The 23775-nt window shown below is 31.3% G+C and carries 22 protein-coding genes; 17 read left to right on the top strand and 5 right to left on the bottom strand.

Going from position 1 to position 23775, the window contains the following annotated elements:
- The first annotated feature begins 109 nt into the window (after positions 1-109).
- The 13 genes from AJ887_RS03445 to AJ887_RS03385 all read left to right on the top strand — a co-directional run bounded on the left by AJ887_RS03445 (position 110) and on the right by AJ887_RS03385 (position 13073).
- Positions 110-2089: an LTA synthase family protein gene (locus tag AJ887_RS03445; protein WP_070284824.1), complete on the top strand. Its 1980-nt coding sequence runs from the start codon at positions 110-112 to the stop codon at positions 2087-2089.
- A gap of 63 nt (positions 2090-2152) precedes the next feature.
- Positions 2153-3451 carry a UDP-N-acetylmuramate--L-alanine ligase gene (gene murC, locus AJ887_RS03440; protein WP_083262107.1) on the top strand — a complete coding sequence of 433 codons (1299 nt, stop codon included), beginning with the start codon at positions 2153-2155 and terminating at the stop codon, positions 3449-3451.
- Positions 3444-3794 carry a hypothetical protein gene (locus tag AJ887_RS03435; protein WP_070274742.1) on the top strand — a complete coding sequence of 117 codons (351 nt, stop codon included), beginning with the start codon at positions 3444-3446 and terminating at the stop codon, positions 3792-3794. The genes murC and AJ887_RS03435 overlap by 8 nt, the downstream gene beginning before the upstream one ends.
- Entirely contained in the window at positions 3784-5994 is a 2211-nt protein-coding gene (locus AJ887_RS03430) for an endonuclease MutS2 (RefSeq protein ID WP_079860698.1), read from the top strand. Before AJ887_RS03435 ends, AJ887_RS03430 begins: the two co-directional genes overlap by 11 nt.
- Positions 5991-6692 carry an SIR2 family NAD-dependent protein deacylase gene (locus AJ887_RS03425; RefSeq protein WP_002827318.1) on the top strand — a complete coding sequence of 234 codons (702 nt, stop codon included), beginning with the start codon at positions 5991-5993 and terminating at the stop codon, positions 6690-6692. The genes AJ887_RS03430 and AJ887_RS03425 overlap by 4 nt, the downstream gene beginning before the upstream one ends.
- Positions 6685-7284, top strand: a complete 600-nt coding sequence (locus tag AJ887_RS03420; RefSeq protein ID WP_052949330.1) for a LysE family translocator — start codon at positions 6685-6687, stop codon at positions 7282-7284. The genes AJ887_RS03425 and AJ887_RS03420 overlap by 8 nt, the downstream gene beginning before the upstream one ends.
- Positions 7285-7287: 3 nt before the next feature.
- Positions 7288-8385, top strand: coding sequence for a succinyl-diaminopimelate desuccinylase (gene dapE, locus AJ887_RS03415; RefSeq protein ID WP_070284820.1), 1098 nt, complete (start codon positions 7288-7290; stop codon positions 8383-8385).
- A 9-nt stretch (positions 8386-8394) separates the two neighbouring features.
- Positions 8395-8586, top strand: coding sequence for a sulfur carrier protein ThiS (gene thiS, locus AJ887_RS03410; protein WP_002830937.1), 192 nt, complete (start codon positions 8395-8397; stop codon positions 8584-8586).
- Positions 8583-9386, top strand: a complete 804-nt coding sequence (gene thiF, locus AJ887_RS03405; RefSeq protein ID WP_074486930.1) for a thiamine biosynthesis protein ThiF — start codon at positions 8583-8585, stop codon at positions 9384-9386. Before thiS ends, thiF begins: the two co-directional genes overlap by 4 nt.
- A gap of 2 nt (positions 9387-9388) precedes the next feature.
- The gene (locus tag AJ887_RS03400) at positions 9389-10165 is read left to right on the top strand and encodes a thiazole synthase (RefSeq protein ID WP_070284818.1); all 777 of its coding nucleotides are present in this window, start codon (positions 9389-9391) and stop codon (positions 10163-10165) included.
- A gap of 2 nt (positions 10166-10167) precedes the next feature.
- Positions 10168-11313 (top strand): 2-iminoacetate synthase ThiH, encoded by a 1146-nt coding sequence (thiH, locus tag AJ887_RS03395; protein WP_070274736.1) that lies wholly within the window; start codon positions 10168-10170, stop codon positions 11311-11313.
- Positions 11303-11914 (top strand): thiamine phosphate synthase, encoded by a 612-nt coding sequence (locus tag AJ887_RS03390; RefSeq protein ID WP_070284816.1) that lies wholly within the window; start codon positions 11303-11305, stop codon positions 11912-11914. The genes thiH and AJ887_RS03390 overlap by 11 nt, the downstream gene beginning before the upstream one ends.
- Positions 11907-13073, top strand: a complete 1167-nt coding sequence (locus tag AJ887_RS03385) for an MFS transporter (RefSeq protein WP_002870574.1) — start codon at positions 11907-11909, stop codon at positions 13071-13073. Before AJ887_RS03390 ends, AJ887_RS03385 begins: the two co-directional genes overlap by 8 nt.
- Here the strand turns inward: AJ887_RS03385 and murG are convergent.
- Together murG and ftsW are read right to left on the bottom strand one after the other, a co-directional pair.
- Positions 13044-14072, bottom strand: coding sequence for an undecaprenyldiphospho-muramoylpentapeptide beta-N-acetylglucosaminyltransferase (murG, locus tag AJ887_RS03380; protein ID WP_070284814.1), 1029 nt, complete (start codon positions 14070-14072; stop codon positions 13044-13046). The genes AJ887_RS03385 and murG overlap by 30 nt on opposite strands.
- Positions 14069-15232, bottom strand: coding sequence for a putative lipid II flippase FtsW (gene ftsW / locus AJ887_RS03375; RefSeq protein ID WP_002853553.1), 1164 nt, complete (start codon positions 15230-15232; stop codon positions 14069-14071). The genes murG and ftsW overlap by 4 nt, the downstream gene beginning before the upstream one ends.
- A gap of 139 nt (positions 15233-15371) precedes the next feature.
- Between ftsW and AJ887_RS03370 the strand changes: the two genes are divergently transcribed.
- The 4 genes from AJ887_RS03370 to AJ887_RS03355 are packed head-to-tail and all read left to right on the top strand — an operon-like array spanning position 15372 to position 18598.
- A complete protein-coding gene (locus AJ887_RS03370; RefSeq protein WP_044780236.1) occupies positions 15372-16817 on the top strand; it encodes an acetyl-CoA carboxylase subunit A in 1446 nt (481 codons plus the stop codon).
- 3 nt (positions 16818-16820) lie between these two features.
- The gene (locus AJ887_RS03365) at positions 16821-17072 is read left to right on the top strand and encodes a hypothetical protein (protein ID WP_002870577.1); all 252 of its coding nucleotides are present in this window, start codon (positions 16821-16823) and stop codon (positions 17070-17072) included.
- Positions 17072-17791, top strand: a complete 720-nt coding sequence (locus AJ887_RS03360; protein WP_070240157.1) for an arginyltransferase — start codon at positions 17072-17074, stop codon at positions 17789-17791. Before AJ887_RS03365 ends, AJ887_RS03360 begins: the two co-directional genes overlap by 1 nt.
- A complete protein-coding gene (locus AJ887_RS03355; protein WP_002861764.1) occupies positions 17792-18598 on the top strand; it encodes an adenylosuccinate lyase in 807 nt (268 codons plus the stop codon).
- 23 nt (positions 18599-18621) lie between these two features.
- Here AJ887_RS03355 and cmeF read toward each other — a convergent pair whose 3' ends face one another.
- Genes cmeF through cmeD form a run of 3 tightly spaced genes read right to left on the bottom strand, consistent with a single transcriptional unit; the run spans position 18622 to position 23653 of the window.
- The gene (gene cmeF, locus AJ887_RS03350; RefSeq protein ID WP_070240154.1) at positions 18622-21639 is read right to left on the bottom strand and encodes a multidrug efflux RND transporter permease subunit CmeF; all 3018 of its coding nucleotides are present in this window, start codon (positions 21637-21639) and stop codon (positions 18622-18624) included.
- A 2-nt stretch (positions 21640-21641) separates the two neighbouring features.
- The gene (gene cmeE / locus AJ887_RS03345) at positions 21642-22382 is read right to left on the bottom strand and encodes a multidrug efflux RND transporter periplasmic adaptor subunit CmeE (protein WP_070284813.1); all 741 of its coding nucleotides are present in this window, start codon (positions 22380-22382) and stop codon (positions 21642-21644) included.
- Positions 22379-23653, bottom strand: coding sequence for a multidrug efflux RND transporter outer membrane subunit CmeD (gene cmeD, locus AJ887_RS03340; protein WP_070240149.1), 1275 nt, complete (start codon positions 23651-23653; stop codon positions 22379-22381). The genes cmeE and cmeD overlap by 4 nt, the downstream gene beginning before the upstream one ends.
- Positions 23654-23775: the final 122 nt, after the last annotated feature.

The raw sequence follows: 23775 nt of genomic DNA, 5'->3' as shown, positions 1-23775 counted from the left end.
TCTTAAAAATCTTAAGGTGAAAAATGATTTATCAAACTGCGGATTAAAAGTGATAGGATAAGATAATAAAAATTTTTATACCATAAAATGATATTTTGAAAGGTTTTTTATGAGAAAAGTTTTATTGCAAATTATAATTTTTAGTTTGTTTTTTGTGATGATTTTTACTTTCAATAGATTTTTAATGCAAAATGCTTTTATTCCTAGCGGTTTAATTAGCGATAAAAAAGAGTTTGCGTTAATGTATTCTTTAGGTGCTTTTCACGATATAAGATTTTTAAGTGCTGCTTTTTTGCCTCTTTTATTATGTGGATTTTTGGCTTTTGTTTTTTGCAATATAAAAAATAAAAAAATCATTGATACAGGACGCAAATTTTACATAGTCTTTTCAAGTTTTTATATAGCTATAATATCTTTATTATGTGTTATTTTTTCTTTTATTAAATATTATTATTATGAAATTTACAAAACTAAAATTGATATTTTTATTTTTGGTTTGGAAAATGATAATACACAGGGTATTTTAAATATTATTATGCAGGATTATCCTGTTTTTAAAATTTTAGCAATTGTCTTCTTTGTGTTATTGTTAAGTATTTTTATTAATATAAAAATTTTAAATTTAAAGCTAAAAACAATTAAATTAAATAAAATGCAATTATTATCATTGATGGTTTTATTATTGATTGTTTATACAATCGCATTAAGAGGGCCTTTTAGGCGTGTAATTATGAATAATAACAATTATGCCATTTCAGAAATTCCTGTTATCAATCATATTGTAGTTAATCCTTTGATGGCTATGAAATGGGCTTTTAAAAACTACAAAAATCAGCAAGATATATCCCATTTAGATATTATCAGTGAGCAAAAATATGAAACTTTAAAGCATAAACTTTTTGATTTTAACAGGGTGAGTGTTGAAAATAAAAGCGCACAAGAAATTAAACCTAGTGTGGCTTTGATTTTGATGGAAAGTTTTGGTTTGAATTTGGGCTCATTTGCAAATAGTGAGCATAATTTTTTAGGGGCGTTAAAAAAACATTTTGATCAAGATTTTGTTTTTACGCGATTTTTATCTTCTAGTAATAATACCATACCTAGTTTTTCCAATTTATTTTTCATTAGCCCTATTGTCGAACTTTCTATGAGTAAGTATCAAAATATCAAACTTGATTTAACCCCTTTGCAAATATATAAAAAAGCAGGGTATAAGATTTATTTTGTTACTAGCGGAAATGGAGCTTGGAAAAATCTTGCAAATTATCTTTACGGCCAAGGCGTTGATAAAATTATCGATGAAAACACTCTTATTGATGAGTACGATGGTGCTTTTTTGAGTAAAAATACTTATGGGGTGGCTGATGAGTTTTTATATAAAAAAGTTTATGACTTACTTCAAAAAAATCCACACAACACCCTTATAATTGCTCTTACTATTTCTAATCATCCACCTTATAAAATTCCGCAAAATGATTTGCCAAAATTAGAAAACATTCCACAAACTTTGCTTAATATGCTTCCTTATGAAAAAGATAAACAAGACAATATTATCAAAGCTTATACTTATGCAAACAATGAATTTGGAAAATTTCTAGATAAAGTAAAGCAAAGTCCATTTAAGGATAGTGTCATTATAGCAGCGACTGGAGATCATAGGGTTCGCGAGATGAGTATGGATTTAAATTTCCAAAAAGCTTTTGCTTATAGTGTGCCTTTTTATCTTTATATTCCTAAGGATTTGCAAGATAATATTTATTATGATAAAGATCGTGTAGGATCTCATAAGGATATTTTTCCAACTCTTTATGCTTTAAGCTTAAGTAATGTTAAGTATTTAAGCGTAGGCGGAAGAAATATGTTGGCAAGACCAAGTGATGAGAAATTAGAATTTGGGATCAACGATGCTGTATGGATTGATAAAAATGGCGTATATAGCGGTGATAAGGGGTATTATTTTGAAAATAATAATACTTTAAAAGATACAAATCATGCCTTTGAACTCGATGAATATCATAAAAATTTCACTCAATTTTATAAAGAATTAAATCTTTATCAATTAAGTCAGCGTCTAGGCATTTCAAAATAGGATTTATATTTTCTTTTTAGTAAAAAAGTGCTAAAATTTAGCCTTTAAAGTATAAAGGTTTAAATGATGCAAAATATCCATTTTATCGGCATAGGTGGTATAGGAATTTCCGCTTTAGCAAGATTTTTAAAAGAAAAAGGCTTTAAGATTAGTGGGAGTGATCTTAAGGAAAGTAAAATTACTAAAGAACTTGAAAAAGAAGGGGTTAAGGTCAGCATCCCTCATCATAAAGACAATATTTTAAACAAAGATTTAGTTATTTACTCTGCTGCAATTAAAGAAGAAAATCCTGAATTTAAACACGCTAAAGAATTAGGCATTAAATGTCTTTCACGCAAGGAAGCCTTACCTCTTATCTTAGAAGATAAGCGTGTTTTTGCGGTTGCAGGAGCACATGGAAAAAGCACAACTTCAAGCATTTTAGCTTCTTTACTTGATGATGCTTCTGTGATTATCGGAGCGATTTTAAAAGAATTTGGTTCAAATATGATTTATAAAGAAAGCCAAAACCTTGTTTTTGAAGCTGATGAGAGCGATAGTTCTTTTTTAAATTCAAATCCTTATTTGGCTATAGTTACCAATGCAGAAGCAGAGCATTTAGATCATTATGGCAATGAAGTTTCAAAACTCCATCATGCTTATGTGGAGTTTTTAGATACGGCTAAAATTCGCGTGATTAATGCTGAAGATGAGTTTTTGAAAAATTATAAAAATGAGTCAATCAAGCTTTATCCGAGCAAAGATATCAAAAACTGCACCATGTGTATAGAAAATTTCAAACCTTTTACAAGCTTTGAGTTGAAAGATTGGGGTGAATTTAAGGTTTTTGGCATGGGATATCATTTAGCCCTTGATGCGTCTTTGGCGATTTTGGCGGCTTTAAATTTCTTAGATATAGAAACGATAAGAACTAGGCTTAAAAATTATCAAGGTATTAAAAAGCGTTTTGATATTTTACATGCTGATGAAAATTTGGTTTTAATCGATGATTATGGTCATCATCCTACCGAAATAAAAGCGACTTTAAGTGCAGCACAAGAATACGCAAAATTAGGTGGATATAAAAAAATCACAGCCATTTTTGAACCCCACCGCTACACGCGTTTAGCTGCAAATTTAAAGGAATTTGCAAAGGCTTTTGAAGGTGTTGATGAGCTTGTAATTTTACCTGTTTATGCTGCAGGAGAAGAGCCTATAGAGCTTGATTTAAAAGCGGTTTTTCCTAAGGCTTTATTTGTAGAAGATATTAAAAGAGAGGGTAAATTTTTGGTGGCTTCTAAGGGGCAGGTTTTTGAAGAAGGGCTTATTATAGGTTTTGGCGCAGGAGATATCAGCAACAAATTAAGGCAAAAGAATGAGTAGGTTTTTTTTATATCTTTTAATCATCTTAATTTTAGCCTTAATCACTTTTGCTTTGCGTGAAAAATTAGGCAAAAAAACTAAACCTTTTTTTGGTATTTTACTTGTGATTTTTATTGTTTTAGCAGTATTTTTTGAATTTGAAAATACGCAAAAAAGTCGTTTAAGAACAGATATTATCGTAGCTTTTAATCAAAATAAAAATATTTTATGTAAAGATATCAATGTTTCTAAGGCGTATTTTAATTATGAATTTGGAACAGGAAGTTTTATTTCAAAGGATAATAATCAAAGTTTTAATTCTTTAATCATAGATATTAAAGATTGTAGGTTAAATGATGAATGATACAAAAGAAGAATTGATCTCAAAGCTTGATTTAAACAGCTATTTAGAAGAGTTTAAAGCCCTTTTTGCAAGAGATAAGGAGATTTTTTTACAAGGAGATTCTAATCTTCATTTTAAACGCATACATGAGCTTTGTGAGGTGGAATTTCCTACTATGCCAGAGCTTAGCAATCTTGATAAAGCCTTAGTACATTTAAGTAAGCAAGGAATTTTGCATCTAGATGAAATTTTTGAATTTGTAAAAATTTTTCGTTATTTTGAAAAGCTAAAAAAAATAAAACTAGGAACAAATTTAGACTCTTGGCTACAAAAGATAGAATTTGTTAGCGGGGCTTTGGAGCTTTGTTTGAATTTCGATGAGAAAGGGGAATTAAAAGAAAGTTTAGATGAAAGACTTGTAAATCTTAATGCCGCTTTAAGATTGAAAAACGAAAGCATAATAGCTGAGTTTAAGAAATTTTGCTATACAAAAGCTTTAATGCCTTATCTTATCGATACGCAAATCCATCTTATAAACAATCTTGAAGCCTTGCTTGTAAGAGGCGGGTTTAATCACGCTATTAAAGCAAAAATCATAGGTAGAAGTAGTGGCGGCGGCTTTTATATCGTGCCTTTAAGTGTTGAAAATTTGCAAAATGATATAGAAAAAATCAAAAATCAAAAAGAAGAAATTTATTATGAATACGCTAAAAATTTCTCAGCTTTTTTAGCAAAAAACCTACCTTTTTTAAAATTTATCAATACAGCCTTTGATCTTTTTGATCATTATAGTGCTAGGGTTTTGCTTGCTAAAAAAAGGGATTTTGAATTTGTTTTGTGTGATCAAAGTATGGATTTGGTTCTTAAAAATTTCGCCCATCCTGCTTTAAAAAATCCAAAAAGCGTGAGTTTGGAATTTAAAAAACAAGTTTTAATCATCACAGGGGTAAATGCAGGTGGAAAATCCATGCTTTTAAAATCCATGCTAAGCGCAGCATTTTTAGCTAAACATCTTTTGCCTATGCATATAAAAGCAAGTGAAAGTAAAATCGGTACTTTTAAAGAATTTGATGCCATCATAGAAGATCCGCAAAATGTTAAAAACGACATTTCAACTTTTGCAGGAAGAATGTTGCATTTTTCTAGACTTTTTTCTAAGAAAAATTTGCTTTTAGGTATCGATGAAATAGAGCTTGGAACAGATTTTGAAGAAGCGGCTTGTTTGTATAGCGTGTTAATTTCAAAACTCATAGCTAATAATCTTAAAATCATCATCACCACGCACCACAAACGCCTTGCTATGCTTTTAGCAAAGAATGAGCAAGTTGAACTCATCGCTGCTTTATATGACGAAGAGCTTTCACGCCCAAAATATGAGTTTTTAAAAGGTACTATAGGAAAATCTTATGCCTTTGAAACGGCTTTGCGTTATCAGATTCCGCCGAATTTAGTTAGCGAGGCTAAAAAGCTTTATGGCGAGGATAAAGAAAATTTAGAAGAGCTTGTGGGTAAAAATATCAATCTTGAATTAGAACTAAAAGCTAAGCTTGAAAATGTCGAGAAAAAAGAGCAAAAAGTCGATGAAATTTTACTTTCTTTAAAAGATCAAAAAGAAAAAAATGAACAAGAATTTCGTACGAGTTTGAGAAATTTAGAATTTAAATTTCATAAAGCCATAGAAGAAGCTAAAAAAACTATACAGCTTAAAGACACAAAAGATAAGCAAAGAAGTCTTAATAAAGCCAATGAGCTTAAAAAAGAAATCATTTTGCCAAGTATGGAGCAAAACGAAGAATTGCGTGTGGGGGATTTTGTAAAATATGAAAAAATTAAGGGTAAAATCATAAGCATTTCTAAAAACGATGCTATGGTTGAAAGCGATGGGATCAAACTTCGTGTGCCTTTAAAACTGCTTAAAAAAAGCACTCCTACACCTAAAATAAGTCCAAAAACAAGCATTAGTGTGGCAAAACCGACTAATCTTAGCGTTAGCTTGGATTTGCACGGGCTTAGGAGTGATGAAGCTATTTCAAGGCTTGATAAATTTATTTCAGATGCTTTGCTTGCAGGATTTGATGAGGTTTTGATCTATCATGGCATAGGCACAGGAAAGCTTGCCTTTGCGGTAAGAGAGTTTTTAAAAACTCACAAAAGTGTCAAAGGCTTTAATGACGCACCGATCAATCAAGGTGGCTTTGGTGCTAAGGTGGTGAGATTATGAAAAACATTATGATATTAAGCGGAGCGGGTTTGTCTGCTCCAAGTGGGCTTAAAACTTTTAGAGATAATGATGGACTCTGGGAAGAATACGATGTTATGGAGGTTTGCTCTGCAACAGGTTTTAGAAAAAATCCTAAAAAAGTACTTGATTTTTACGATGCAAGAAGGGCACAACTTCAAAATGTAAAGCCAAATCATGCTCATGAAAAAATCGCACAATTAAAAGAAAAATGGGGTAAAAATCTTTTTGTCATCACGCAAAATGTAGATGATTTGCTAGAGCGTGCAGGGTGTAAAGATGTAGTACATTTGCATGGATTTTTGCCCGAACTTCGTTGCCTAAAATGCGAAGAAATTTTTAATATAGGCTATGAAAAAATCACAGATAAACAATGCCCAAAATGCAAAAGTAAGGATTTAAGACACAATATAGTTATGTTTGAAGAGCAAGCTCCTGCTTATGCTACGCTTTATTCTTTGTTAAATCAAACTTCGCTTTTTATCAGCATAGGCACAAGTGGAGCGGTTTTGCCTGTAGGGCGTTATGCTTCAATGTGCGAAAAAAGTATTTTAAATATCTATGAAAAAGATGCGAATTTAGAGCGGTATTTTGATAAAATCTATATAGAAGATATTATAAGCGCTATTGATAAAATCGCACTTGATATAGAAAATTTTATGAAAGATGGTAATGTTTGATTCTTTTTTAAGTGGAGTTTTTTTGGGCTTTGGAGTGAGTGTTCCTTTTGGACCTGTAAATATTTTGATTTTAACTTATGCACTAAAAGCTTTTAAAAATTCCATAGCTGTTGGACTTGGAGCATTTAGTATAGATATGCTTTATCTTTTTTTGCTTCAATTTGGGCTTTTAAATTTTTTAGACAATGTTATTTTTATGCGTTCTTTGGCGATTTTTGGTTTTTGTTTTTTAACCTATATGGCGTACTTGATGCTAAGAAAAAAGAAAGAAAGCTTAAATTTAGAGCATAAAGAATTTAAAGAAAGTCTTTTGAAAAGTTATATTAAAGGAGCTTTTTTAAATGGTTCAAATCCTTTTGTGATAGGATTTTGGCTTAGTGCTGCAAGTGTGGTTTTAAATAGTGATCATGCTTATTTGATGACTTTAGGGCTTATTGTGGCTATACTTTTTTGGGTAAGTGCTTTAGCTTTTGTGGTGGCAAGATATAGTCATGTTTTTAGTACAAAAGTTGTTTTTATAATCAATATAATTTCAGCTATAATTATAGAGTATTTTGCTCTTAATTTATTATATAAAACTTTCTTAGGATAAAAAATGAATGCAAAAGAATTTTTAATCGAACTTTTAAAATTTAAATCTGTTACGCCAAATGATGATGGAGCTTTAAATTTCATCGCTATGGAACTGAGTGATTTTGAAGCTTTTTTTATAGAAAAAGAAGGCATTAAAAACCTTTTACTCACTAAAAAATTTAAAGATGAGGGTGATCATTTAGCTTTTGGTGGGCATGTAGACGTGGTGCCTACAGGCGAGGGTTGGAGTAGCGATGCTTTCGTGCCTATGGAAAAAGAAGGCTTTATCTATGCAAGAGGTGCTCAAGATATGAAAAGCGGAGTAGCAGCCTTTGTAGATGCGACAAAGAATGCGGATTTTAAAGGAGCTAGGCTGAGTCTTATATTAACAAGTGATGAAGAAGGCGAAGCTATATATGGAACTAAGGCTGTTTTAGAATGGATGCAAGAAAGAGATATACTACCTGATTATGCCGTGGTTGCCGAGCCAACCTGTGTTAAAAAAATTGGTGATAGTATTAAAATAGGGCGTCGTGGTTCTATCAATGGAAAACTTTTAATCCGTGGAAAACAAGGGCATGTTGCTTATCCTGAAAAATGTATCAATCCTGTGCATGATTTTGCACCAGTTTTAAAGCTTTTAGCGGGTTTTGATCTTGATCCTGGAAGTGCTGAATTTAGTCCTTCAAAAATTGTTATTACCGATATTCGCGGAGGTATGGGGGTGTGTAATGTTACGCCAAATGATTTAAAACTTATGTTTAATGTTCGCAATTCTCCTGATACAAGCTTAGAAGATGTAAAAAGTTATGTAGAAAAAATTTGTCATGGTTTAAACTATGAGTTAGAGCTAAAACAATCAAGCGAAGCTTTTTTGACAAATATCGATAATAAAATCGTTCAAAAAATGAATAAAAGCGTTCAAAAAATCACTCATGAAGTACCAGAGCTTAATACCAAAGGCGGTACAAGTGATGCAAGGTATTTTGCAAAATACGGTGTAAAGGTAGTGGAATTTGGGGTTTGTAATGATAGAATTCACGCTATTGATGAAAGAGTAAGTATAGAAGAATTTGAAAAACTTTGCCTTGTTTTTAAAGACTTGATAGAAAATTTTTAAAGGTTTAAAATGATTATCAATGGACAAAAGCTTGAGTTAAAAGAGCTTAAATTTATGGATTTTATTAAAGAAAAAGGTTTTAAAATCGAACTTATCGCTTTAGAATTAAATGGAGAGATTATACCTAAGAGTGAATTTGAAAATTTGATTTTAAAAGAAAACGATAAAGCTGAAATCGTAAGTTTTGTAGGAGGTGGATGATGAGAGTAAAATTTAATGGCAAAGAACTTGATACAGACTTTAAAACAAGTTTGGAATTTTTTGAAAATATCAGCAAAAATGAAAATGATGTATGGATTATCAATGGTTTTGCAACAAAAGAAAATATCGTTTTAAATGAAGATGATGAGCTTTTTTGTATAGAAAGAAACTCTTTACCTCCAAAAGATGCACTAGATGCTATGATGAGAGCAAGACATACACCAAAACTTCACGACAAGCTTAAAAATGGGCGCGTGGCGGTGTGTGGTTTAGGTGGACTTGGATCGCATATAGCGATAAATTTGGCAAGAAGTGGTGTGGGATTTTTAAAGCTGATTGATTTTGATGTGATTGAGCCTAGCAATTTGAATCGCCAAGCTTACCGTGTAAGTGATTTGGGAAAATTTAAAACCGAAGCTTTAAAAGAGCAAATTAGCGAGATTAACCCTTATATCAGCGTTGAAATTTGTACTTTAAAAATCGATGAAGATAATTTAAAGTCTTTGTTTAAAGATATAGATATAGTTTGTGAAGCCTTTGATAGTGCTATCGCAAAAGCGATGATAGCGCAAAATTTTCATAGATTTTACAAAGATAGTATTTTAATCTGTGCTTCAGGACTTGCGGGTTATGGCGATAGCAACAGCATACAAACAAGAAAAATTGCTAAAAATTTCTATATGTGTGGAGATTTGGTAAATGGTGCTAAGCTAGGAAATGGACTTATGGCACCAAGGGTAAATATTTGCGCAGGACATCAAAGCAATCTTGTTTTAGAGCTTTTAGCAAATAAGGAATAAAAATGCAAGAAAATTTAAAAAATGATAAATTAAAAATAGGCAAATACGAGTTTGATTCAAGATTTATTTTAGGTTCTGGAAAATATTCGCTAGAGCTTATAAAATCAGCCATAGAAGAAGCCAAAGCACAGATCATCACTCTAGCCTTACGCCGTGCAAATACAGGTGAAATTGCTAATATACTTGATTATATCCCTAAAAATATCACACTTTTACCCAACACTTCAGGTGCAAGAAACGCCGATGAAGCCTTACGCATTGCAAGGCTTTCAAGAGAGCTTGGTTGTGGAGAACTTATCAAGATAGAAGTGATAAGCGATAGTAGGTATTTGCTGCCTGATAATTATGAAACGATTAAAGCTTGTGAGCTTTTAGCTAAAGAGGGTTTTACACCCCTACCTTACATGCATGCTGATCTTTACACAGCTAGAGCTATGCGTGATGCAGGAGCTGCGGCTATCATGCCTTTGGCAGCACCTATTGGGAGCAATAAAGGCTTATGTGCTAAGGAATTTATACAAATTTTGCTTAATGAAATTGATTTGCCTATCATTGTAGATGCGGGCATTGGAAGTCCTGCACAAGCTTGTGAAGCTATGCAAATGGGAGCAAGTGCAGTGATGGTAAATACAGCTATAGCTGAAGCTAAAGATATAGCCTTGATGGCTAGAGCTTTTTCTTTGGCAGTAAATGCGGGAAGAGCGGCTTTTTTAGCAGGTTTGGCAAGTGTGAGCGAGGCTAAAGCAAGTTCTCCATTAACAGGCTTTTTAAGGGATTAATCATGCAAGATTATATGCAGTATTTACCTCATATGCAGGAAATAAAAAGCGAAATTTTAAACAAGGTTTTAACTCAAGTTCAAAGTTATGATGAGAGTCAATTTAGCGCTAAAGATGTTAAAAATGCTTTAAATCAAACGCATTTAAACATAGAGCATTTAAAAGCCTTGCTTTCAAGTGCGGCAGAAGATTTCATAGAAGAATTAGCCTTTAAATCTGCCAAAGTCAAGCAAAAATATTTTGGAAATTCTATCTCTCTTTTTACCCCACTTTATTTGTCAAATTATTGTAATTCTAAATGTGTTTATTGTGGTTTTCAAAAAGGTAATAAAATCGCAAGAGCTAAGCTAAGTGAAGTTGAAATTCACGAAGAAATGCAAGCTATTGCTAAAAGTGGTTTAGAAGAAATTTTAATGCTAACAGGTGAGGGTAGGGAGTTTGCAAGTGTAGAATATATAGCAAATGCTTGCAAGATTGCTAGAGAGTATTTTAAGGTTGTAGGCGTTGAAATTTATCCTATGAATGTGGAAGAATATAAAATTTTACATGAAAAGGGTTGTGATTATGTGACTGTTTTTCAAGAAACTTACAATCCTTTAAAATATTCTAAAATTCATTTAGGTGGTGAAAAACGCATTTTTCCTTATCGCTTTAATGCTCAAGAAAGAGCTTTAAAAGCGGGTATGCGTGGAGTGGCTTTTGCGGCACTTTTGGGTATAGATGATTTTAGAAAAGATGCCCTTGCTACGGCACTTCATGCGCATTTTTTACAACAAGCTTATCCGCATGCTGAAATTTCTATTTCAGTACCACGTTTAAGACCTATTATCAATAATGCTAAAATTCATCCTAAAGATGTGAGTGAAAAACGCCTTTTACAAGTACTTTGTGCTTATAGACTCTTTTTGCCTTTCGCGGGTATTACCATTTCAAGTCGTGAAAGAATAGGTTTTAGAGATGAGGTTATCAAGCTTGGTGCTACTAAAATGAGTGCAGGAGTGAGTGTGGGCATAGGTGAACATAAGGGCGAGAAAAAGGGTGATGAGCAGTTTGAAATTTCAGATGATAGGAGTGTAGATGAAATTTTAGCCATGCTTAAAAGATCCAATTTGCAAGCTGTGATGAGTGATAGCATTTATGTGGGATAAAAAAATCATCGCTATAAGTGATAGAAAATGTGTGCAAATAGACTTCTTAAAGCAGATTGAAAAACTTACTAAGGCTAAGGTAGATGCTATAGTTTTAAGAGAAAAAGATTTAAGCGAATTTGAGTATTATGACTTAGCAAAAGAAGTTTTAAGCATTTGCACAAAGCAAAAAGTGACTTGTTTTTTGCATTCTTTTGATAAGGTTTGTTTAAAATTAGGACATCGTTATTTTCACGCACCGCTTTCTTTGCTAAGAAAAGAGCCTAAATTAATAAAATATTTTCATATACTTGGTACTTCAGTCCATAGCAAAGAAGAGCTTTTAGAGGCGATGAGTTATAAGGTAAATTATGCTTTTGTAGGGCATATTTTTGAAAGTTCTTGCAAGGCGGGTTTAGAACCTAAAGGGCTTGATTTTTTAAAATCTCTGCTTGAATTTAGTCAAATTCCACTTTATGCTATAGGCGGTATCAATGCTCAAAATATGGAAAATTTTAAAGATATAAATATAGCAGGCGTTTGTATGCGTGAAATTTTAATGAAAGAAAAAGATTTAAAAACATATATCCAAGTTTGCAAAGAAAGATTATCTTATGAGTAGTATTCAAAAAAAGATTTTTTGGCTTAATTTTTTCATCGTTGTGATTGTAGCTTTTAATCTGCGTGCTCCTATTACGGCTATAGGGCCTATGATAGATGTGATTAAAGATGCGTATGGCTTAAATTCTACTTTCGCAGGAGTGCTTACAAGTTTACCTTTGATAGCCTTTGGAAGTATTTCTTTTATAGTGGGATATTTTTCACCCATTAGAGCGATTATCGTAGGGATTTTTTTAATCTTTATTGGCGAAATTTTGCGTTCTTATACAGGGATATATGGCTTATTTTTGGGTATGTTAGGCATAGGTTGTGGTATAGCAATCGCTAATGTTTTATTGCCTAGTTTTATTAAAGAGAAATTTCCTAAAAAAATAGCAAGTATGATGGGGGTTTATAGTCTTATTTTAAGCATTTCTTCTATAGTAGGTGTTGCTTTGACTATACCTTTGCTTAGCGTGTTTGATTTAGCAGGTGCTATGTTTTTTTGGGCGATTTTTTCTTTTATAGCTTTGGTAGTTTATTATCCTCAAGCTAAAAATGGTAGATTTTTTCGTGCTAAGAAAAAAAGTTCTAAAAAAATCAATCTTTTTACAAATGCAACCACTTGGAAGATCACTCTTTTTATGGGATTTCAAAGTTTTTTAGCTTATTCTTTGTTTTTTTGGTATGTTCAAATCGTTGTAGAAAAAGGTTTTGATAAAGAATTTGCTACAAATATGGTTCTTTTTGCTCAGCTTGTTGCAGCCCCAGTGTCCCTTTTTGGCCCATTGCTTTTAGGAAAATTAAGGCAAAAATTACATACTCCTTATATAGCAAGTTTATGTAGTATGTATGTAATCGCTTTTGCTATGCTTTTTGTTTTTGATAGTAAAACTTCTATTATCATTAGTGCTTTTATCATGGGCTTTCCATGGGGTGGGGTTTTTGGTATTGCACTACTTTTTATCGCTCAAAAAAGTTCAAATACTCAAGTAGCAGCAAAGCTTTCTGCTTTAGCTCAAGGTTTTGGATATTTAATCGCAGCACAAGGGCAGTGGATTATAGGCTTTTTACATGATAAATTTGAGAATTTTTCACTTGCTATTTTGATGTTGATTTTTGTAGGGATTTTGGTAAACATCTTTGGATATTTATCGTATAAAAGCCAAGTTATCAGATAGTGCTTTTTCTAGTAAAATATCCCCACCATTTTTTTGTGCTATATTTTGCAATCTTGTGGAAATATCTTCTAAGTTAAGTTTTAACATTGCTTTGAAAAAATCATCAAGATTGATCGAATCTTGCGTGAAAATTTGACATAAAGCTTGATCTTGTAAAAATTTAGCATTAAAGTATTGATGATTTTTAGCTGCATGAGGATAAGGTATGAAAATAGCAGGCAAGGTGTTAGCACAAAGTTCAAAAAGGGTGCTTGCACCTGCTCTTGATATAGCTAGATCTGCATTTTTCATTTTTTCTTCCAAATTTGAACTAAAGTCAAAAACATCAGCTTGGATATTTAAGCTTTGGTAGTGTTTTTTGCATTTTTCAAAATCATTTTTTCCACATTGATGGATGATTTTGATATTTTGTTCTTGAAGCTTTGGGGCGAGATTTAAAGCTAGTTCGTTTATAAAGCTAGCTCCTTGTGATCCTCCTAGGAAAATAATATTTTTTAATTCTTTGCGAATCCTAGCATTATCAAAAAATTTATTTGCCACAGGATAAGGGCTGAATTCTTTTTCAAAGGCGCTAAAAAATTTTGTAGCGAAAGGTTTTAAAAGCATATTTAAAGAGCCGCTTTTTGAATTTTGTTCGTGTATAAAAAGAGGTAAATGTGAGAATAAAGCCGCAAAAGATGCAGGAGCTGCACTATATCCACCTACACTAAAAACGGCTTGGATGTGGTATTTTTTAAAAATTTCTCTACAATCTTTGGAGAGTTTTAAGGTGTGGAGTAAAGAACTGATTTTGCCAAATTTGCTTTGATTAACCACTCCTTTAGAGCTTAAAAAAATTTTTTCCTTAAAGCGTACTTCATTTTCAAACCAAGCTTTATCTTGACCATTTTGACTGCCTATATATATACATTCTATATTTTTTTTAATCGCACTTTCTAATAAGCAACGCACTATGGCTAAATGCCCTCCAGTTCCGCCACCTGTTAAAGCTATTGTCATAATTTAACCTTTTTTGAAATCATTAGTACATATCCTATGCCTATGCAAATTGCCCACATTGAACTTCCTCCATAGCTTAAAAGTGGAACCGCTACACCTTTTAGTGGAGTAAGAGAAATAATACCAAAAGCATTCATAAAAAAGGAAAAAAGTAAAAGTAAGGCTATGCCTGAACAAAAAATAAAATCTTGTTTAGCTTCGCATCTTCCTGCAATTCTAAAAATTCTTAAAATCATCCAAAGATAAATATAGCAAATAACTCCAAGACCTAAGAGTCCTATTTCTTCAGTAATTCCTGAAAGAACAAAGTCAGTATGCACTTCACTTAAAAAGCCTAATTTAAAAGTTCCAAGTCCTAGGCCTTCACCAAACATTCCTCCATGGGCTATAGCATTTAAAGAGTGCGAAATCTGATAAGGTTCGCTGTTGCTACTTACTCTTAAAGCATTTGCTAGCCAATCAGGAAGCATAGGTAAAAAAGCATCTTGTATATTCCCCCACCAAGAAGCGATTCTTTGAATTCTTCTTTGGTTACTAAAAATTACCATTATACCTATCATCATAATGATTAAAGTTCCAAAAGCAAAAAGCCTTTTACTAGCTCCTGCAAAAAAAGCTAAAGCTAGAATCAAAAAGAAAGAAATTACGCTTTGTCCTAAATCGTTTTGAGTGATATAAATATATCCTATAACTATAGAAGCTAAGATACAATAAGGTAGAAGAATTAAAGCCTCGTGTCTGATAGCTTTTTTGCTATCATCAATACGCCTTGTATAGCTCCATGCTAAAAAATAAATCAATCCTATTTTAAAAAATTCCACAGGAGAGATAGAGAGTGGGCCTAAGCGTATCCAGCGTTTAGCTCCTCCGCTAGCTGTTGCTAATGCAGAAGGTAAAAATGGTAAAATGATGATAAAGATAAAAGAAATAATCAAAATAGCTAAAATAATTTTTTTAGAAAGTGCTTTATCAGGATCCAATCGAGAAATAAAAAACATTATAAGTATGCCACTAATTCCAAAAAAAAGCTGACGAATAAAAAAATGAAACTCGCTATAGTCAAGAAAAAGAACAGTAAAAGCTGTAAGAGAGTATGAAAATACTATTCCTATGGTGATTAAAATACAACTTAAATAAAATAATCTTTTATCAGCAACCATTATAATTATAACTTTTCTTTATTGGAATTAAAATTTTAAAAAGTTTTATTATAACTAAAATAAATTAAATTTTTTGCTAAGTTTTTGTAAGGAAAATTTGCTAAAATTAACAATAAAAATATAACAAAAAAGGCAAATTATGAATCAAATCCATAAAATTCTCATAGCAAATAGAGCTGAAATAGCTGTTAGAGTAATCCGTGCTTGTAGAGATTTACATATTAAAAGTGTTGCAGTTTTTACAGAGCCTGATCGTGAATGTTTGCATGTAAAAATCGCAGATGAGGCTTATCGCATAGGAACGGATGCTATAAGAGGATATTTAGATGTTGCTCGTATTGTCGAGATTGCTAAGGCTTGTGGCGCTGATGCGATCCATCCTGGTTATGGATTTTTAAGTGAGAATTACGAATTTGCTAAGGCTTGTGAAGATGCTGGAATTATTTTTATAGGTCCAAAATCTGAAGTAATCCATAAGATGGGAAATAAAAATATCGCTCGTAAGTTAATGGCTAAAAATGGCATACCTATTGTTCCAGGGACTGAAAAATTAAATTCCTATAGCATGGAAGAAATTAAAATTTTTGCTGAGAAGATTGGCTATCCTGTTATTTTAAAAGCTTCAGGTGGTGGAGGTGGACGCGGAATTCGCGTTGTTCATAAAGAACAAGATCTTGAAAATGCCTTTGAATCTTGCAAAAGAGAAGCTTTAACATACTTTAATAATGATGAAGTATTTATGGAAAAATATGTAGTTAATCCCCGACATATAGAATTTCAAATTTTAGGAGATAACTACGGAAATATTATCCATCTTTGTGAAAGGGATTGTTCTATCCAAAGAAGACATCAAAAGGTAATTGAGATAGCACCTTGCCCTGGAATTTCAGATAATCTTAGAAAAACCATGGGTGTTACAGCTGTGGCAGCTGCTAAGGCTGTAGGTTATACAAATGCTGGAACTATAGAGTTTTTGCTTGATGATTATAATCGCTTTTATTTTATGGAAATGAATACAAGAATTCAAGTTGAACATCCAATTACTGAAGAAATTACAGGTATTGACCTTATTGTAAGACAAATTCGTATTGCAGCAGGAGAAATTTTGGACATAGAACAAAGCGATATTAAACCTAGGGGTTTTGCTATTGAAGCTAGAATTACTGCTGAAAATGTATGGAAAAATTTTATTCCAAGTCCTGGAAAAATAGGAGAATACTACCCAGCTCTTGGACCATCTGTTAGGGTTGATAGTCATATTTATAAAGACTATACTGTGCCGCCTTATTATGATTCCATGCTTGCAAAGCTTATTATTAAAGCAACAAGTTATGATTTAGCGGTTAATAAACTTGAGCGTGCTTTGAAGGAATTTGTGATTGATGATATTAGAACAACAATACCATTTTTAATTGCTATTACAAAAACAAGAGAATTTAGAAGAGGGTATTTAGACACCTCTTTCATAGAAACACATATGCAAGAATTATTAGAAAAAACAGAAGATCGTCATCAAGAAAATAAAGAAGAAGTTATAGCTGCAATAGCTGCTACGCTTAAAAAAATACGAGAAAGTAGAGAATAATAGATGGATTTTTTAGACAGTCTTAAAAGTATTAAAAAAGAAATGCAAGCTAACGCCAATACTCCAAAATTAGCGAAGAAATCAAGCAAGAGTGGTGCAAGTGTAAAAAATTTAGAAAAACTAGCTAAAGATATTCGCGAAAAAAATCAAGAAACAAACATAGATAAGGAAATGCAAGAAATTTTCTTAAAGCAAGAAAAACTACAGGATGAATTTTCCGAATTTATCAAAAATGCAGATATTAAGAAAATTTAATGCTTGAGATTGGTTTTTGTACTCTTGAAGATCAGTGTCCTTACTTAAAAGATAAACGCTCAAGAATAGAGTATAAATACATTGAAAATTGCCCTAAAGAAATCAATAATGGGCTAATAAAACGAGGTTGGCGTCGTTTTGGTAGGTATTTTTCACGCCCTATTTGTAAAGATTGTGATGAATGTTTAAGTCTTAGAATTTTAGTTAATGAATATAATTTTTCAAAAAGTGAAAGAAGGGTTATAAATAAAAATATTAACACCAAAGTTATGCTTAGAACACCCAATTTAAGCAATGAACATTTGTTTTTATATGATAAATACCATCGTTTTATGGAAGAAAAAAAGAACTGGAAGCGTTATGATTTAAGCTTTAAGCAGTATTATAATCTTTATGTCGATGGTTTTATGAATTTTGGATATGAGCTTGCATTTTATATAGAAGATAAGCTCGTTTGTGTTGATTTGATTGATATTTTAGAGGATGGAATTTCAAGCATTTATTGTTTTTATGATCCTGATTTTTCGTATTTTTCTTTGGGTAAATTTTCTTTGCTCAATGAAATACAAGTAGCTAAAAAAATGAACTTAGATTATATTTATCTTGGGTATTTTGTAAAAAAGTGTCAATCTTTATCTTATAAAGCCGATTATACACCCAATGAAATTTTAAAAGGCACTAAAGAGCTTTTTGAAAATGAGGTTTTATGGGAGAAATAGATGCAAATCGTGCAAACTTTAGAAACTATCAATGTTAATACAGATGATATTAGCGTATTTCAGTATTTTAAAGACTTGATTACCAAAAATTTCACAAAGGTCATAGGACGAAAAAATAAAATTTTTTCTTTTTTTGAAGAAAATGAAATTCCACAGCGTCGTTATTTCTTAAAAGTTTTAGATCAAAAATATCGCAAAAGTACAAATGAAGGTATAGAGAATTTACAAGATGCTCATTTTAAAACTTTTAGATTAAATTTTGAGCAAAATAATATGCTTAAGCCTATGTTGTTTATCAAGATTGATTTTGCTGCGGGTAGAATTTTGATGAAGTTAAGCTCTAATGAAAAATTATTTGTTACTTATATAAGAAATTATTTCCAAGATCATAATATAGAATATAATGAAATGACAAATATTCTAATTTTAGAATATAAAAACGAAAATACCCTTGAACTTTTTGAAGCTTTTGCAGATGAGAGCGAGCATTTAAAATATTGCGTGAATTTTGAAGTTGACCGAGAAGAGTATAAAAAATTTCGCCAAAATATTCACAATAAAGAAAATATGAAATGGAAATTTAATGCTTTAGCTAAGCTTTTTAGTAATTATTTTAATACTTTAGAATGCACTCCGCAAAATGATCTTAGTGAAATCAGACAAAAATATTTGATTTTGGTAAAACTTTATCATCCTGATTTTCATCAAGGAAAAAGTGCAATAGAAAAAGCTTACGCAAGAGAGCAGTTTGAAAAAATACAAATTGCCTATGATAACTTAAAAGCACTTTATAAGAATAATACTTAAAAAAATTAAATTAATCATTTTGGTTAATTTAATTTTTCTCTCTCATAAATTTTTCTTAATTTACTATCTAGTTTAAAACAAAATTTAAAAAGTGCAGGTACTACGAGTAAGGTAAGCAAAGTCGAACTTATAAGCCCAAAGATAATGGCTATTGCCATAGGAGAATTAGCTTCATAGCCCGCACCCCTTGAAAGAGCAAGTGGGAGCATAGCAAAAATCATAGCAAAAGTTGTCATCAATATAGCCCTTAAGCGTGATTTTCCAGCGATTAAAAGAGCTTTATCAGGATCTAAACCTTCATGACATTTTTTATTAGCCACATCTACGAGTAAAATAGCATTTTTCCCCACCATACCAAAAAGTAAGATGATGGCAATAAGTACAAAAAGTGAAAAATTATGCCCTGTGATAAAAAGCCCTATAGATGCTCCTCCAAAGGCTAAAGGCATAGTTATCATAATGATTAAAGGTAAAATAAAGCTTTCATAAAGTGCGGCTAAAACAAGATAAATTAAAACAAAAGCAAGTACTACTGCCATAGCAAAACCTTGCACGGTTTCACCTAAAAGATTGATAAAGCCTGAAAAAGCATAGCTAAGACTTGCATTATTATTTAAAATTTTATCCATATTATCTAGTAAAAGTTTTTGCACCGCTCCTAAGGAAAGATCATTTACTCCAGCTGTGATTTTTACAGAGCGGTTTTTATTGTAACGATTGATGGTTTTTAAATCTTTGCTGTATATAAAATCCACCACGCTTGAAAGTTCTAAATTTACACCTTGGTTGTTTTTAATACTAATGCGTTTTAAAGCTTCTATGTCTTTTTTAAATTCTGGAGCAAAACTTAGGATAATATCATATTTTGAATTGCCTCTATCCATACTTCCTACGCTAAGTTGCGAAAAAGAATACCCTAAAACCCCAGCGATATATTCAGGATTGACATCTAAAAGTTTAGCTTTTTCTTTGTTGATGTGTAAGGCTACTTCATCTTTTGTAGCATTAGTATTATCGCTTATATCTACAATGTGTGCATTAGTGCCTAAAATTTCTTTTGCTCGAGAAGCAGCTTCTTTTAGTGTGTTTAAATCATCTCCTAAGATTAAAAACTGCACGGGATCATCAATGCCTGCACCCTCTATCTTTGGAAGTTCTAAAATTTTGATTTTTAAACTTTCATCTTGAAATTTTTGACGATATAAACTTACTATAGCACTTTGTCTTAAATTTCTTTCGTCTAAATTTTTAAGTTTAACATAAATTTTAGCCTTTGTAGCATCTTTGGCATCATCATAGCCTACAAGTAAAAAAGCGTATTTGACATTGCTATCATTTTTGATTTTTTCAAGCAAATTTAAACTTTTTTCTTTCATGGCTTCTAAACTTAAATCCTTTTTACTTTCAAGCAAAACTTGAATTTCGCTATCATCTTCCATAGGTAAAAAATCAAGCCCTATACGAGTAGCTAAAGCAAAAGAAAGCCCTACAAAAACAAGAGTGGCTAGGATAAATTTTGCTTTATTTTGTAAAATTTTATAGAGTAAATTTTCATACTTTTGCTCTATTTTTTCAAAAAAAGCTTCTGTTTTTTCATAAAACTTGCTTTCTTTTGGATTTAAAAATCTTGCTCCAATACTAGGTATTAAAAATACAGAAACCAAAAAGCTTATAACTATCCCACTTGCAACGCTTATGCCTAAGGCATTGAAAAAAAGCCCTGGTATAGAGTTCATATAAGAAATAGGGATAAAAACACAAAGTAAAACTATACTGATGCTTAAAACGCTAAAACCTATTTCATTGATACCTAAAAAAGCAGCTTGTAAAGGCGGATAAGTTTTTAGTTTTTTAGCAATATTTTCAATCACTACTATAGCATCATCGATAAAAATTCCTATGCTTAAGGTTAAAGCTATGAAAGTTAAGCGGTTTAAATCATAGCCTAAAAGATCGATAATAAAAAAAGTTGAAATGATAGAAGTAGGTATAGCTATGCAAGCAATGAGAGTTGCACTTAAATTTCTTAAAAATAAAAACACGATAACAAGGGTTAGAAAAATTCCCAAAACCATATCAAAAATCACTTGAGAAAGATGCTTGTGGATATTTAAACTCTTATCATAAAGTATGTCAATACTTATATCACTAGGAATTTGTTTTTCTAAAATAGGCAAGGCATTTTTGACATTTTTAATCATTTCAAGGGTATTATAATTTGTGATTTTTCCGAGTTCTAAAAGCACCCCTTCTTTACCTTCGTATAAAGCACTTTGTTTTTCATCTTCATAAAGGCTTGAAATATTAGCAATATCGCTTAAAAATACCCCTGTTTTTATGCGAAGATTGCTAAGTTCTTCTAAATTTGTGGCTTCAAAATAGCCTTTGATGATATAGTTATCTTGATTGTTATTAAGTTCGCCAAGGGCTTGTTTAAAATTTTGACTTTTGATAATGTTTGCTACATCAAGAGCATTAAGATTGTATTTTCTAAGTTCATTTGGTTTTAATTCTATGCGAATTTGGGGTTCTAAAAACCCCTTAGCCTCGATTTTACCTACTCCTTCAACTCTTTGCAAAAAAGGTTTTATTTTATCATTGATTTCACGCATGAGTTGTAATTTATCTTTAGAATATAAAAAAAGCGAAATAGCAGAACCAGAATCTGAACTGATTTTTTCAATTTCAGGCTTAGAAGGTAGGCTTAAAGTTCCTATTTTATCACGCACATCATTAGCAGCTACTTCAAGATTTTTATCTAGTTTAAACTCGACTACACTCACACTAAAATTATCATACGCAACTGAGGTTATGGTCTTTACTCCATCAATCTCACTTAGAGCATTTTCTATTTCTTTAGTGATTTTTGATTCTACGAAATTTAAATCCCCATTTACCTTGCTTGTAATCTTTATAAGAGGTATGGAAACATTAGGAAATAAATTCACACTCATGCTAAAAGCAGAGATTAGCCCAAAAATCATAAGAGCTAAGAAAAACATTAGCACAGTAATTGGTCGGTTTATAGCTAGTTTAAACATTTTTAATCTTTAGTGATGATTCTGCCTTCGCCAAAAAGCCCAGGTGTTAGATTTGTAGTTTGCACTTCAGCATAAATTTTTCTTGTTTTTACTTCTATACTTGGATAGATAAGGCTGATTTTTCCTTTAAATTCTGTACCATTTTGATCGATTTTATAAAAGAAATCATCGCCTAATTTAACCTTATCTTTGTATTTTTCATCAAAACTTAAAATCAGTTTGCTTTGTGGATAGGAAAAAATTTCTATCAAAGGTTGAGCTACTCCTCCTACTCCTTCACCCACTTGTATAAATTTGTTTGCGATAATAGCATCATAAGGTGCACGCAATTCTTTTTTTGCCATGATATTTTTATAATAAGCTATATTGATTTTTGCTTTGTTTAAATTTAAATTAGCCGCATCAAACTTAGCTTTCATATCTTCATAGCTTTGTTTGTCTATAACATTTTCTACAGCTTTGATTTTTTGCATTCTGCTTTTGGTATTTTCGTATTCTACAAGGGCAAGTTGATAAGAATTTTGAGCATTTTGAAGAGCTATTTTTTCACTTTCTTGATCAAGAGCAAGTAAAAGTTCTCCTTTGCTGACTTTTTGTCCAATTTCTACAGGAATTTTTTGAACTAAACCTATGCTTTCAAGGGCAAGCTTGCTTTGTTTTGATGCTTCTACATTGAAACTTGCATAAATTTCTTCGCCAAAGGCGCAATTAAAAGCAAGAAGTAAAAATAGAATTTTTTTCATTCTTTAACCTTTGAATTAAGATCTATACCCGCATTAAAATAATAATTTGCTTTAGTAATTTCAAATTCATTTTTAGCAAGCTCTAAATCGCTTTGTGCTTTAAATTTAGCCTCTAAAGCTTGAAGATATTCCACATAAGAAACAAGTCCTGCTTGGTATTTTTTATCTACACTTTCAAAAGCCAAATTTGCAGCATTTAAGCTAAGATTAAGAGCTAAAATTTGTTCTTGTAAAACTTTTAAACTTTTGTCTAAATAATTTAATTCTTCTTTATTTTTTCTCTCACTAAATCTTGCGTTTGCATTGGCTATTTGAACGTTTAAACGCTCTTTTTCAACTTCTTTAGCCCTTGCATTGAAATCAAAAATTTTCCATTCCATACCTAAAATAAATTGATTACCTTGAGAATATTTTTCTAAGAATTGATCCGCTAAATTTGCAAAAGGAGCTGGAACTTTTGGATTATAATTGTTTTTATAAAAGTTAAAATTATCTTGAATATAAAATTTTGGAAAATATTCAGCTTTTGCTAAATTTACACTTTCTTTAGCAAGATTGATTTGTTCTTTAGCTATCATTACTTCATAGTTTTGACTTTTTTCTTGTTGTGGATTTTCTAAAAAAGCATTCCCTTGCACTTTAAAATCTGTATTGCTTAAAATTTTAATCTCTTTTTGTATATTGGCAAGTTTTAATTCATTTTGACTGAGCTCTAATAAGCTTAAATGATATTTGGCTTTAATGCTTTCAAGTTCATCTTTAGGGCTAAGTCCTGCATCGTAAAATTTTTGCAATCTTTCAAAAGTTGATTTTAAAAAAGCTACTTTTTGTTGATTGGCTAGTAAAATTTTTTCAAGACTTAAGGTGTTAAAATAAAGTGTGATTGCATTTAGGGCAAGGTAATTTTTATTTTGTTCTTTATCTAAAAGGCTTAATTTTTCTTTGCTTTCTAAAGCCCTTAAATTGGCCTCTCTAGCACCCCCATCAAAAAGCAAAAAATTAAGAGAAACTTTAGCAAATAAACTTTCTTGTGGATCGATAATGAAGCGATCTTTATTGTTGGCTACATAAGCTGAGTTTAGACTAAGAGAGGGTAGGTAATTTCTAAAAGCTTGTTCTTTGTCCAAATTTGCTTGTTCGCTTTGCATTTGTTTAATGAGATAGGACTCATTATTTTGACTTAGTGCTATAAATTCGTGCAAATTAGAAGCTAACATTGCTAAGGGATAAAGAGCTAAAAACATAGCTGATTTTAAATATTTTTCAAACATTTGATATTTTAGTATGCTTTATATAAATTTCAATTGAAGTTTTTTATATAAAATAAAATTTATTTGTTTTAAACATAAATTTTGTTAAAATCCTAGCTTTAAAATTTTATATTTAGGATGAA

Origin of the sequence: Campylobacter sp. BCW_6466 (assembly GCF_001762835.1) — a bacterium.
In the GTDB taxonomy this organism is placed as follows: domain Bacteria; phylum Campylobacterota; class Campylobacteria; order Campylobacterales; family Campylobacteraceae; genus Campylobacter_D; species Campylobacter_D jejuni.
This window is presented reverse-complemented; position numbering and strand designations above follow the sequence as displayed.